Raw genomic sequence first — 13,287 nt, forward strand, 5'->3', positions numbered from 1 at the left:
CCGGGCCCGCGTAGAGTTCCGGGGTCATCGGTGAAAAATTCCAAGGTACGGAGCGGTAGCGCGGCATGACGGTAAGTGAGCAGAGTGGGGTCGGTGTGGCACCGGCGGGGATCGATCCGACGGATCTGGAGACCTGCCTACGTGTGCTCGCCGAGGTGGACACCCTGCCGGTGGACCATCCGGACGCGCTGCGGGTGCGGCTGGCCACCGCGCGGGTCTTCAAGAGCGTGAAGGAACGCCGCCGCAAGGAGCGCCAACTCGCGGTCACCGAGGCCGACCGGGCGGTCACGGCCGCTACCGCCACCGGGGCACCCGGACGCATCGACGACGAGACCAAGGGCCTGCCGCTGGTGTCGGCGACCACGGACGCGCCGCTGGCCGGGACCCTGCGCCGGCCCAGGGCCTGTTACATCTGCAAGGAGCGCTACCGCGAGGTGGACGCGTTCTACCACCAGCTCTGCCCGCCGTGCGCGGCGACGAACCGGAGTCGGCGCGACGCGCGTACCGACCTGACCGGGCGGCGGGCGCTGCTCACCGGCGGCCGGGCCAAGATCGGCATGTACATCGCGCTGCGGCTGCTCCGCGACGGAGCCCACACCACCATCACCACCCGGTTCCCGAACGACGCGGTCCGCCGGTTCTCCGCCATGCCGGACAGCGACCAGTGGCTGCACCGGCTCCGGATCGTCGGGATCGACCTGCGGGACCCCGCGCAGGTGGTCGCGCTGGCCGACTCTGTCACCGCCCAGGGCACGCTGGACATCCTGATCAACAACGCGGCGCAGACCGTACGCCGCTCGCCCGGCTCGTACGCGCACCTGGTCGCCGCCGAGTCGGCGCCGCTGCCGTCCGGCCCGCTGCCGGAACTGGTCACCTTCGGCCACCACGGCATCGGCACGGCAGCGCTCACCGCCGCGCTGCCGCAGCAGCGACACTCGCTCGCCCCGCACGAGCTGACCGCGCTCGCACTGACCAGCGGTTCCGCCTCGCTGGACCGGGTCGCCGCCTCGACCGCGATCGACGCGGGCGGCCTCGCCCCGGACCTGGACGCGGAGAACAGCTGGTCCCGGCGGGTGCACGAGGTCGACCCGGTCGAGCTGCTCGAGGTGCAGCTCTGCAACGTGACGGCGCCGTTCGTGCTGGTCAGCCGGCTGCGCCCGGTGATGGCCGCAGCACCCGCGCGGCGCAAGTACGTGGTGAACGTGTCGGCGATGGAGGGGCAGTTCGGTCGCGGCTACAAGGGCGCCGGCCACCCGCACACCAACATGGCCAAGGCCGCGTTGAACATGTTGACCCGTACCAGCGCGGCCGACATGCTCGCCGACGGGATCCTGATGACCAGCGTGGACACCGGCTGGATCACCGACGAACGCCCTCACCCGGTCAAGGCCCGCCTGCACGACGAGGGCTTCCACGCACCGCTCGACCTGGTCGACGGCGCCGCCCGGGTCTACGACCCGATCGTCCGCGGAGAACTGGGCGAAGACCTCCACGGCTGCTTCCTCAAGGACTACACCCCCTCACCCTGGTAACCCCCCCCCGCATCCCACCATCGCGCTGATGTAGAGAAAGAGTGGCTACCCGTCGTGGGATAGCCACTCTTTCTCTACATCAGGGTTGCTACGAGCGAGTGAGCGAGCGAGTGGGGGTGGGGAGTTAGGGGAGGGGGCGCTTGAGGTGGTAGCGGTGCACCTCGAATGTGCTCTCCTGGTTGTTGATGTCCTCGGCCGCCGAGACCAGCTCCCACCCCTGCGCGCCGACCCGGTTCAGGTGCGAGATCGCGGTGTCGCCGAAGGCGGACACGTCCTGTCTGGAGCCGTCCGGGCCGTACCAGATGTAGGTCAGATCCAACCTCCGGCCCTCGCCCACCCGACGCCGGACCAGCAACGCGTACTCCCATTTGACCATCCGTCCATTATGGCCGGTATCCGACGGGTGATCGCCAGCCCCATGCTCGCACGGTCGGGCCTCCGACATTCTATTTCCGATGTATCCGTGTTTATCAGTACGAACCAACAGCTCGATCGGGACGCAGCCAGGGACGGATGCGCGGTGCCCCGGCCACCAGGGCGAGCGCGAGTACGGTGATCACGGCTTGGCCGATCCGGCCCGGCGTGACTCCCGGAGCCGGATCGAGTACGTAGTTGGCGTACGCGTTCGCCACGGCGTCGGTCAACAGCACGGCGCCACCGAGCACCAGTCCGGCGGCCCGACGGGCGACCAACAGAGCGGCGGCCAGCGGGTCGAGCACGGTCAACGAGACGAAGTAGACGCTCAACCACACCGGCAGCCCCGGATACGGGTCGCTACCACCGGCCGCGAGCTGGAACAGGTGCGCCATCGTGCCGTACGCGAAGACCACGACGGTGGCCCCGACCGCGACCCGGATCCGACCCGGCACGCCTGACCACCGACGACCTCGCACCCCGACCAGTCTGCGCCACCGGGTCCAGAGGTCGGGTGGGCAGGTGAGCGGTCAGGAGAAGTGCGTCTTCGGGCGGGGGAGCCGCTCGCCGTCGACGACCACGTCCACCTTCTCGTTGTAGAAGGCGATCAGCCCGGCGATCGGGATCAGTTGCCGGGTCGGGAAGTCGTACGCCCAGGCCAGGTCGGGGTGGACCGTGTCGCCCACCCGCACCGACCAGTAACCGCCGGTCCTGCCCTTGTACGGGCACTGGGTGACGGTGTCCGTCGGCACCAGGTGGTCGAAGGCCACCTCGGTACGGTTGAGGTAGTAGCGGGTGGGCAGACCGGTCTCGAAGACCAGCACCGGCGACGACGACTCGGCCAGCACCAAGCCGTCGAGTTCGATCCGTACGGTGCGGGTCGAGCGCAGCGCGTCGACCCTGGTGTACGGGTTGCGCGGGTGGACGAAGATCTCCTCGTCCTCCTCGTACCAGGAGTCGAGGGCGTCCCAGTCGAAACGGACCGTACCGTCCAGCCCGGCGAGGACGTCGCCGGTGTACAGCCAGGCCGAGTCGGGACGGGAGATCGAGCCGGCGCGCAGCCCGTGCCGGTGCGCGGTGCCCCGGCGCAACCGTTCGGAACGCTGCTCGTCGACCAGCAGCCCGGCCCGCACGTCAGTTTGCGGCAGGTAGAACTGCGGGTAGTACGGCCACTCCCAGACGTACAGGGCGCGGTTGGTGTCCAGCACCACCTGGCCGCCGAGCATCGCGCGTACCCGACGGGGCACCGGCTCGATGTGGTCGACCGGGACGATCATCTGCGGGTAGTCAGGCACGGGCACGGCCAGCCGTTCTCGGGACGCCGACAAATGTCCTGCTCACGATACCCGCGCGGGCGGAGGGTCCGCGGGCGCTTGAGCGTACCGGGGATGGCTGCCCGGACCGAGCGGACCGCACCGGTACGCCCGGTCGTCGGGCGTACCGGTGCCGCCGGGTCAGGGCGCGGTGATCCGGTACGTGCCGCCCGGCTGGGTGGCGAACGTGATCACGTTGCCGCTGACCGTGTGGCTCACCGTGCCGCCACCGACCTGGTTCACCACGATGGTCTGCCCCGGCCACGGGTGTTGCAGCCGTACGGTCCGGCCGGCCTCGCTGGTGATGTCGACGTAGCTGACCCGACCGGCCTGGAACGCGCTCGACACCACCAGCGCGTCCTTCTCCCGCAGCTTCACGAAGCTGGCGTCCCGGTTGGTCGGCCAGACCGGGAACAACCGCAGCACCCCGCCGTCGCTCTGCAACAACAGGTTGTTGACCGCCTCGGTCGCGCCCGCCTTCTCCAGGCCGTGCACCCCGTCGCGGATCCGCAGGTTCGCCACCATCTTGGTGCTGATCTGGTTCCTGAGCTGGTCGATCAGGCTCTGCGCCGGGTAACCGACCCGGGCCGCCTGGGTGAAGACCTTCGGGAAGCTGTTGTCCTGGCCCCAGGAGTTCATCGCGTTCAAGGTGTTGATCGCGATCTGCCGGTCGGCGGCCGGCGAGTTGATACCCAGCACCTCGCCGGGGTGGATGAACTCCAGGTTCACCGTGTTGTCGCCGGGCCGGATGTTGCGGGTGTCCGGCCCGGTGATCGTGCCCGGGTCGGCGAGGGCGAACACGGTCTGGCCGTTGTACGTCGTCGTCGGTGTGGCCGGCAGGCGGTCCCGGATCTGGGTCCAGGTGGCCCGGTCACCGGCGTCCAGCCCGAGCGTCACGCTTGCCTCGACCAGCGCCGAGAACAGGTACTTCAGCAGGCCGATGTCCGGACTCGGGTTACGCGACCAGGTGCCCTCGTGCGGTCCGGCGTACAACCGGTACCGCTGGGTGGCCGCGTCGTACTCGAGGTAGTGGGTGAAGAAGGCGGCGACCTCCTTCAGGAACGGGTACGCCTTGCCGGACAGGAAGTTCCGGTCCTGGGTGTAGTCGTAGTAGGCGATGAACTGCGACGCCGCGAACAGCGAGTTCGCCACCTGCTGGTGGTAGTTGTCGTCGGCGGTCGCGCCGAACGGTGCGATGCCGACCGGGAAGAGCAGCCCGCTGGGCACACCCCCGCTGGGAAAGCGGCTGTCGACGTAGGTCGGGTTGACCCGCCGCAGGTCCTGCTGGGCCCGGCGCCGGGCCTCCGGCACGTACGCGAGCAGCAGGTCCGTGTACGGCAGCGCGAGATCGGCCCGGTTGCTCGAATAGGTGCCGTAGAAGTTGGCCATGAAGTTGTAGTTGAGGTGCATGTCGCCGTTGAACATCGGATAGTCCGTGGTGGCCCAGATCCCGTAGAGGCCCGGCGCGGTCTTGCCGGCCCGGCTGGACGAGCCGAGCAGGTACTGCGAGCCGTAGTAGAACCGTTCCAACACCTCGTCGTTCAGGTCGACGTACGAGCGCAGCCAGTACTGCTTCCACCAGTCCAGGTGCTGGTTGTGGAGGGTGCCGAGGCTGGCGGCGGTCTGCCCGTCGACGAGCCCGCGGGCGGCCGGGGCCGGGTCGGCCGGGTTCTGCCCGCCACCGGCGACCCCGGTCACGAGCTGGATCGTCTGGCCCGGTTGCAGGTTGAACACCTGGGTCGCGGTGGCACCGCTCACCGTGGGCGTACCGACCGGGCCGGTGCCGACCAGGCGGGTGGCCAGCGCGGCCCGGGACACCCAGCGGGAACCGCTCGGGGTGGTCCGGTTGGCCCAGGTGGTGTTGCCGGTGACCCCGGCGGTGTTGGTGAAGCCGGGCTTGGCGTCCTGCGACCCGGACCAGGTCTGTGCCCGCAACTGGGTGGCGGTCGAGCCGAGCGACTGGATCTGGGTCACCACGATGTTGTCGTTCGCGGCGGTCCAGGTTTTCATCGACACCGGCACTCCGCCGATGGTCATCGAGGTGTTGACCTCCCCGGTGAGGATGTTCTGTTCCTCCAGGAACGGCCCGGCCGGTACGGGTGGCGCCGAGCCGGGCGCGTACAGCTCGAACTGGCCGATCCGGGCACGCGGGTTGGTGGTCGAGTCGGGCGTCGTACCCTGGGTCGGTTCGCTCAGGGTGACCCGGACGTAGCGGGCGCTGACCGAGGTGATGGTCCGGTCGGTGGTACTCGCCGTGTTGTTGGTGACGGTGTCCACCGTGGTCCAGGTCGAGCCGTTGCCGACCTGGACGACGAAGTTCTTCGAGTTGTTCGCGGTCTCGTTCGGCCGGGCCGCGCCGTCGTGCCGGATCACGTAGCGGCCGATGTTCCTGGCCGAGCCGAGGTCGAGCGTGAGTGTCTGCGGTTTGCCGACGTCGGAAACCCAGCCCTCGTAGCCGGCGGCCCACTGTCCGTTCACTGCCCGGCTCGGTGGGAAGCTCGGATGGCTGGTGGTCGCCGTGGCGGTGGCGCCGAGGGCGAGATTGCCCGACGGCGTGGCGGTCACTGGCGCGATGGTCACCCCGCCCAGCGCCACCAGCGACGGGTTCGGGTTACCGGCCCAGAAGTTCCCCTTGGACAGGTAGAACGTCTTGTAGCCGTCGCCTCCACCGGAGGTGACGCCGAGGTCGCCGTTGCCGAGCAGCGCGGTGTTCGGCATGGTCCGCGACACCGACTCGCTGTACGCCTGGTTGGTCCAGCGCCCCTTGATAGCGCCCAGCAACTGCTGGATCTCGGCCCACTGCTGCTCGGGGGTGGGTGGTGCCGCCTGGGCCTGGGCGGGCGCCACCACGAGTGTGCCGATCACGGTGACGAGCAGGGCTGTGGAGAGGGCCCTGCGGTAGCGCTGTTGTCGTTTGCTGGTCACGGAATGTCCTTTCTGGGACGGGCGGGGGTCTTCCGTGTCCACCGGTGCCGAATGCGGAACAGCGCCGGACCGTGGAGGTCTAGGGCTGCGCGTCCGCGGGCGATCGGACCGGCGCGACGTTGAGGTTGGACAGGACACCGACACCCGGACGGTGGCGGGTGGTGGTATCGGTGCCGAGGTCGGCGAAGGTGGGTTCGAAGTCGAACAGGGCGGCCAGCACCGCCTCGGCGGTGGCGGCACCGGCGATCGAGTCGCGGTTGGAGACCCCACGTTCGGCCACCCGGACCCGGATGTCGGTCGGGTCCCGGTCGAGGATCTCCATCGCCTGCCCCCACAGCGCCCCGGAGGCCGACTGCGGCGTCAGCCGCAGCAGCCCGATGGCGAGGTCGGGACGGCCGAGCCGGGCGAGCCCGTGCGCGGTCACCCCGGGCCAGGCACCGAACGCCCCGCCGGCCCCGTGGTCCGGCCGGTCGGAGCTCTCCGCGATCGGGTCGTCCTTGGCCAGCGCCCGCATCCAGGTGCCGGTGAGCAGGTGGCCGGTGACGAACTCGACCATCTCCCGGCGCCGGGTCGGGCCGAGTTCGGCGTGCAGCGCCGCCGCGACCAGCCCGAAGTCGAGGCTGTGGCCGATGGTGTCGGTCCGGTCCGGGTGCCTGACCGACCAGCGGCCGCCATCGGCGTACAGGTCGAGCACGGCGGCGGCGAGCGTCTCCGCCTCGGCCTGCGCCCGTACCGCGTCGTCGGGTCGGTCGCGCAACCGAAACAGGCCGGCGAGGGAACGCATCATCATCACGTAGCCGGCGTTGAGGGAGGCGATCACGTTGATGTAGTTCGGTACGCATTCCAGCACCCGCCACGCGTCGTCGCCGAAGTCGGCGAGCACGCCGCCGGTGGCCGCGCGGCGTCGCTCCCGCCAGCCGTACGCGAGCCGCTCCAGGTGGTTCGCGACGGTTGCCGAACCCGCCCGCTCGTCCAGGAATCCCAGATCGCCGGTGACGCAGACGTAGTGTTCGACCAGCCGGAACAGGGACAGGTCGGTGGACGCGTACTCGTTGCCCAGCGGGCCGCCGCGCCGGGTGTCGAAACCGAACGAGTCCCGGTACGGGCCGCTCAGCGCCCGCAGCAGCCACGCCCTGAGCCCGACCGGTTCGAGCAGCGCGTACATCCGGCTCCACTCGCTGTGGTCCCAGTAGAACGTGGTGGTCGGGCCGAGCCGGGGCCCGCCGGTGAGGAAGACCGGTTCGGTCGGACCGGCGGTCAGGTTGCGCATGTACAGCACGAGCAGCGCGCCCATGTAGTAGGCGCGGGCGAGTTGCGGGTCCTCCGCCCGGAACGTGGGCAGGTGCCCGCTGAAGTCGCCGTTGCCGGGGGTGAACATGTTGCGCCAGTGCCGGCGCGTGCCGTACTCGGTCTCGTCCAGCGTCTCGTCGAAGGTCCGCGCGGCCCGGCGGGCGTCCTCCGCCACCTCGGCCGGGTCGGTGCCGTAGGCGCAGACCACGCCCAGGGTGCGGGTCTCACCGGGCGCGAGCGTCAGCGACCAGGTCGCCCGCGCCCCCGCGCCGGTTTCGGTGAGGTCGGTGGGCGCGGTCGAGAAGGCGTACGCCGCCCACGCGGCCGATTCGTGGTCGGCGGTTATCGCGACCCCGTCGGCAACGGTGGTACGCCAACGCCGCGACCGTGACCAGTGCCCGGTGCCGGCGACCGGAGTGCCGTCGAGCAGCAGGGTTACCCGGTGGTCGGTGAGCTGGACCGAGATCCGGTGCCACGCCCCGGCCACCAGTGGGGTGTCGGCGTGCGCGACCTCGCCGGAGATGCCGAACCAGAGCCCTCGGGCGTCGATGCCGAGTTGGAGCGAGTCCGGATGGTTGCCGTGGGTGAGGATCACACCGGGCTCGGTGAGCGTGTCCGGGCGGAAGTCGAAGCTCAGCACCAGACCGTCGCGCAGTTCGAAGCCGTCCAGGTCGACCCGGGTGGCCGGGTCCAGCTCGACCGGGTCGGCGAACTCGAAGACCGTACCGCCGTCGGCCGGGCCGCAGTGCAGGTTGCGGATGCCGCCGCGGGCCGCGTTCCGGTGCGGGTAGACGGTGTCCTCGCTGACGTGCCGGGGCAGCTCGTACTGCATGAGCATCGGCGACCGGTCCTCGTCGCGCTGGATGCCGGGCAGGCGGGGGCGGCCGAGGCGTATCCGCCGGGGGCCGGGGCCGAGCAGGTACGGCGCCCCGTCCCGGGTCGGGCGCGTGGTGTCCCGGATCCGCTCCAGCGTGATGAAGTCGTGGTAGTCGCCGTTGGTCCAGGGCACGTCGTAGAGCCAGCCCCAGCCCACCTCGGTCGCCGTGAGCAGGGCGAACAGGTCCTGGCTGACCGTGTACGTGGCCGCCGAGTCCCGCTCGTTGGTGACCTCCACCCGCCAGAGCAGCAGGTCACGCGAGAGCGCCATCCGGGTGTCGGTGCGTACGGACACCCGTTCGCCCCGGTGCTCCCGCTGCACCCCCCACGGCTTCCACCGGAAGCGCTGGGCGTCCGGCACCACACCGTCCACCCGCAGCACCCCGGTGTGGTAGCCGAACGAGTACGGCGGCGCGGCCAACCAGGACAGTGAGGTCAGGTCATGGTTGACGTGCCCCTGCCCGCGCTGGTTGCGCAGCGACGGCAGGTGGGCGAGTTCGCTCGCGTCGACCCACTCGCCGGCCACCTCGTCCAGGTCGGGTACGCCCACCGGCAGCGTGCTGTCGTCCCGTACGCGACGGGCGGGTTGCGCGGTGGTGGTCACTTGGTCGACCCCGCGGTCAGTCCGGCGATGAACTGCTTCTGCACGGCCAGGTAACCCAGTACCGGGACGATCGCGGCGAGGAACATGATGCCGAACAACTGCCCGTAGTCCACGGAATACTGTCCAATCGTCAGGTACAGGCCGGTGGTGATGGTCTGACCCTGCAGCGGGCCGAGAATGAACAGCGGGTTCAGGAAGTCGTTCCAGATCCACAGCGACGAGAAGATCGCCACCGTCGCGGTCGCCGGCCGGACCAGGGGCATCACGATCTGCCACCAGATCCGTACCCCGCCGGCCCCGTCGAGCCGGGCCGCCTGGATGACCTCTTCGGGCACCGAGCGCATGAAGCCGACGTAGACGAAGACGGCGAAGGAGAGGTAACCGCCGCCGAGGTTGGACAGGATCAGGCCGGGGTAGCTGTGGTCGAGTCCGACCCAGGTGAGGATCTTGATGGTGGGCAGCAGGATCACCTGCGGCGGCACCATCAGGCCCGCGGCGAGCGCGGTCAGCACCAGCGCCCGGGCCCTGGTCCGGCGCCGGGACAGGTAGAAGCTGAAGGCGGCGGCGAGCGGGATCAGCAGCACCACCGAGCAGACGACGGTGACCAGCGAGTTGCGCAGACCCAGCTGGATCAGGTTGTCCGGCCGCCCGAGCGCGGTGCTCAGGTTGTCGATGGTCGGCGGGATCGGTAGCGACACCGGGCTGCTCAGGATGTCCGGCTGGGCCTTGAACGCGTTGACGATCATCAGGTAGATCGGCGCGACGAAGACCAGGATGACGGCGGCGGCGACGATCACGCGTACCCGGGGTCGCAGCCGGCGGATGGCGGTCACAGGTTCACCTCTCGGCGGCGCAGCACGTTGGTCACCGACAGCGCGATCACCGCGGAGAGCAGGAGCAGCACCATCGCGACCGAGGAGGCGTAGCCGAACCGGTCGGAGGTGAAGGCGAGCTGCACGATGTAGAGCGCGGTGGACTGGGTGGAGTTGGCCGGACCGCCGCCGGTCAGTACGGCGATCACGTCGTAGAGCTTCAGCACGGTGATCAGCGAGATGGTGACGCTGATGGTGGTTCCGGGCGCGATCATCGGCCAGATGACCCGGGTGAACCGCTGCCGGCGGTTGACCCCGTCCAGGGCGGCCATGTCGTGCAGTTCCAACGGGATGTTCTGCAGTGCGGCGAGGTAGACCACGGTGGTGAAGCCGGTGAGGATCCAGGCGACGACCACCCCGATGGAGAACAGCGCGGCATTCGGGCTGCCCAGCCAGGCGAACGGTTCGTCGATCAGCCCAAGCCGTTGCAGGACGTGGTTCAGCAGCCCGTCCTGGGTCAGGATGGTCTGCCACACGAAGCCGACGATCACACCGGAGAGCACCTGCGGCAGGAACGCGACCGTACGCATCACCCGGTAGCTCAGGGTGGTCCGGTTGAGCATCATGGCGAACAGCACGCCGACGGCGTTCGCCGCGACGGTCACGCCGACGGCCAGGATGAGGGTGAAGACCAGACTGGCCCGCAGTTGGGTGTCCCCGACCGCCTCGCGGTAGTTGTCCAGGCCCACGAAGCTGCTCGTGGCCCGCAGCGGGTTCTCGTTGGTGAAACTGCTGCGCAGGCTGAGCAGGAGGGGCAGTACGAGAAAGCAGACGTACAGTCCGAACGCGACCGCGGCGATGGCGAACAGTCCGCGGTTCTCCCTGCGTACTCCGCCGCGCCTGGGTGCTCGACTCGTCCGAGTCAAGATGTCACTTCCTTAGCCCGGGTCGGGGTCCGGTGGGGACCCCGACCCGGTTGGTCCGGTTGCCGGTGAGGGATGGTCGGGCGGCTACTTGGTCGCGGTGTCCCAGGCCTTGTCGAGCTTGGCGAGCTCGCCCTTGACGTCGGAGCTGGTGAACAGCGCCTGGCTGGCGGCGTAGAAGTCGTTGTTGACCCCCGGCGGCAGGGCGTCGTCGTTGGTGGCCCAGCTGATCGAGCTGACCTTGGTGTTCTGGTCGGTGACGTACTTGTACGAGTCCTCGAACACCTGGGTCACGGTCACCCCGTAGTCGTCCAGGGTCTTGTCCTTGAGCATCGGGAAGGCGCCGTCGCCCTCGATCAGGGCCTTGAGGTTCTTCGGGTCCAGCGACCAGGCCTGGGCGAACTTGGTGGCACCGGGGATGTCCCTGCTCTTGGCGCTGATCGCCATCGAGCCGCCGACGGTGAACGGGATGACCAGTGAGCCGTCGTCGGTCGGCCACGGGAAGACGCCGAAGTTGTCCGCCGTCTCCTTCGGCACTGAGCCGAGGAACCAGCTACCCATCGGGTACATGGCGGACTTGCCGCCGGTGAACCGGGTGATCGAGTCGGCGTACTTCACGCCGAGCGCGCCCTTGTCGAAGTAACCGTTGCCGACCAGGGTGCGGTACTTGTTCACCGCGGTCACGACGTTGTCGTCGGTGAACTTCACCTTGCCCGCGTACCGCTCCTGGAGCCAGTTGGGGTTCTTGCCCAGCACGTCGGCGCTGATGATGCCGACCAGCGGCATGCCGGCCGCGAACGGGTCGCCGCCGCCGAGCTCGATCGGGTTGATGCCGGCGGCCTTGAGCTTGTCGCAGACGGTCAGGAACTCGGCCCAGGTCTTCGGCGGCTGCACCCCTGCCTTGGTGAAGAGTTCCTTGTTGTAGAAGACCTGGGGGATGACCTGGGAGTTGGTCGGTGGGATGTAGACCTTGCCCTTGAGCGCGTTGCCCTCGGGCAGCAGGAAGTTGGCGTTCACCCAGGTCTGGTCGTACGGCTGGAGCAGGCCGGCGCCGACGAAGTTCGCCGGGGTGATCGACTGCAGCAGGTCGGGGAACTGGCCGGAGGCCTGGAGCTGCTTGGCGTACGCGTCCCGGTCGGTGTTCGGCGAGGTGATCCGATTGATCTTCACGCCGGGTGCCTGCTGCTGCGCGGAGGCGATCGAGTCGTTCCAGAAGGTGGACGTGAGGCTGGGCGTCTCGAACGTCAGGTAGGTCAACGTGCTCTCGCCACCGCCGCTGTCGCTGTCGGAGCAGGCGGTGGTGAGGGCGAGCGCGCCGATGAGGCACGCCGCCAACAGGGGCTTGCGTATCAAGGAGGTCCTCCTGGCGATCAAGGTGGGGGTGCTGGAGTACCAGGCTGGCTCGCGGGGCAGACCCCCGGGAGGGTGCCAGGGTGGCGGGGTGGGATAACGTTATCCCGAGGATAGGAAGTTTCCGGGGCGTGTCAAGACTGTTGCTCTGATCGAAACTGAGCAGGTGCGGCGCCGCGGTCCGCAGGGCGAGAGGGAGAATCACGGCGATGACTGAGCGTATGGCGCAGGACACCGCCGGGCACCACCGCCGCAAGCGGCCGACCATGCGGGACGTGGCACGGGAGGCCGGGGTCGCGCTGCGTACCGTCTCGCGGGTGGTCAACGGTGACCCGACCGTCGGCCCACACCTGGTCAGCCGGATCCGCGCGGCCATCACCGCGCTCGACTACGAGCCCGACGAGCGGGCCCAGCAGTTGCGTCGCGGGGTCAGCGGGACCATCGGTGCGGCAGTGCGCAACCTGGCCGACGCCCACCCGGTGCTCAGCGCGGTCGACCAGGCGGCGCGGGCTGCCCAGCTCACCGTGCTGGCGATGTCGACCGAGGACGAGGAACAGCGCGAACGCGAGGCGGTCATGTCCATGTGTCGCCGCCGGGTGGACGGCATCATCCTCGAACCGATCAGCGTCAACCACCAGTACCTGGCCGCGGAGGTGGCGGCCGGGATGCCCCTGGTCGCGGTGGACCGGCCGACCGGCGGTCTGGCCGCCGACACCGTGCTCTCGGACAACGCCGGCGGCATCGGCCTGGCCTTCCGTCACCTGGTCCAGCACGGCCACCAGCGGATCGCCTACATCGGCGACCACGAACGGATCTTCACCGGCCGGGAACGGGCCGCCGCGTTCCGGGCCTGCGTCACGGCGCACGGCGGCCCGCTCGACGGCATGGTGCACCCCGGAGCGCTCGAACCGGCCCGGATCGCCGCCGCGCTGGAGACCGCCCTCGGCGGCCCGGCACCGGCGACCGCGCTCATCACCGGCAACGCCACCGCCACGGTGGAGGTGCTCCGGTGCCTCGGTGCCGACGCCGGCCGGCTCGCCCTCGTCGGCTTCGACGACTTCCTCTTGGCCGACCTGCTCCGCCCGGCGCTCACCGTGGTCGCGCAGGACAGCGCCGCGATCGGGCGGACCGCGATAGAGCTGCTCCTGGCCCGGTCCGCCGACCCGGCCCGGCCGGTACAGAGCGTGACCGTGCCGGTGGAGCTGATCCCGCGCGGTTCCGGCGAGCTGCGCCCGTAGCCGCAGCGGG

At 69.7% G+C, this 13,287-nt stretch carries 10 protein-coding genes; 2 read left to right on the forward strand and 8 right to left on the reverse strand.

What is annotated here, in order from left to right:
• Positions 1-65 precede the first annotated feature (65 nt).
• Entirely contained in the window at positions 66-1,532 is a 1,467-nt protein-coding gene (locus tag AB0J90_RS11400) for an SDR family NAD(P)-dependent oxidoreductase (RefSeq protein ID WP_363594678.1), read from the forward strand.
• A gap of 124 nt (positions 1,533-1,656) precedes the next feature.
• Here AB0J90_RS11400 and AB0J90_RS11405 read toward each other — a convergent pair whose 3' ends face one another.
• The 8 genes from AB0J90_RS11405 to AB0J90_RS11440 all read right to left on the reverse strand — a co-directional run bounded on the left by AB0J90_RS11405 (position 1,657) and on the right by AB0J90_RS11440 (position 12,042).
• The gene (locus AB0J90_RS11405; RefSeq protein WP_326557905.1) at positions 1,657-1,908 is read right to left on the reverse strand and encodes a hypothetical protein; all 252 of its coding nucleotides are present in this window, start codon (positions 1,906-1,908) and stop codon (positions 1,657-1,659) included.
• Between the two features lie 94 nt (positions 1,909-2,002).
• Positions 2,003-2,401, reverse strand: coding sequence for a hypothetical protein (locus tag AB0J90_RS11410; RefSeq protein WP_363594680.1), 399 nt, complete (start codon positions 2,399-2,401; stop codon positions 2,003-2,005).
• Between the two features lie 75 nt (positions 2,402-2,476).
• Positions 2,477-3,247 (reverse strand): DUF427 domain-containing protein, encoded by a 771-nt coding sequence (locus tag AB0J90_RS11415; protein ID WP_363594682.1) that lies wholly within the window; start codon positions 3,245-3,247, stop codon positions 2,477-2,479.
• A 153-nt stretch (positions 3,248-3,400) separates the two neighbouring features.
• On the reverse strand, positions 3,401-6,184 hold the full coding sequence (locus AB0J90_RS11420) for a discoidin domain-containing protein (RefSeq protein WP_363594684.1): 2,784 nt from the start codon (positions 6,182-6,184) through the stop codon (positions 3,401-3,403).
• 79 nt (positions 6,185-6,263) lie between these two features.
• The gene (locus AB0J90_RS11425; RefSeq protein ID WP_363594686.1) at positions 6,264-8,954 is read right to left on the reverse strand and encodes a hypothetical protein; all 2,691 of its coding nucleotides are present in this window, start codon (positions 8,952-8,954) and stop codon (positions 6,264-6,266) included.
• A complete protein-coding gene (locus AB0J90_RS11430; protein WP_363594688.1) occupies positions 8,951-9,787 on the reverse strand; it encodes a carbohydrate ABC transporter permease in 837 nt (278 codons plus the stop codon). The genes AB0J90_RS11425 and AB0J90_RS11430 overlap by 4 nt, the downstream gene beginning before the upstream one ends.
• Positions 9,784-10,692, reverse strand: a complete 909-nt coding sequence (locus AB0J90_RS11435; RefSeq protein ID WP_363594690.1) for a sugar ABC transporter permease — start codon at positions 10,690-10,692, stop codon at positions 9,784-9,786. Before AB0J90_RS11435 ends, AB0J90_RS11430 begins: the two co-directional genes overlap by 4 nt.
• 84 nt (positions 10,693-10,776) lie before the next feature.
• Positions 10,777-12,042, reverse strand: a complete 1,266-nt coding sequence (locus AB0J90_RS11440; RefSeq protein WP_363594692.1) for an extracellular solute-binding protein — start codon at positions 12,040-12,042, stop codon at positions 10,777-10,779.
• A 206-nt stretch (positions 12,043-12,248) separates the two neighbouring features.
• On the opposite strand from AB0J90_RS11440, the gene AB0J90_RS11445 reads away from it, so the two are divergent.
• Complete coding sequence (locus tag AB0J90_RS11445) at positions 12,249-13,277, forward strand: LacI family DNA-binding transcriptional regulator (RefSeq protein ID WP_363594694.1); 1,029 nt, start codon at positions 12,249-12,251, stop codon at positions 13,275-13,277.
• Positions 13,278-13,287: the final 10 nt, after the last annotated feature.

Origin of the sequence: Micromonospora sp. NPDC049523, assembly GCF_040676775.1 — a bacterium.
GTDB lineage: Bacteria > Actinomycetota > Actinomycetes > Mycobacteriales > Micromonosporaceae > Micromonospora_G.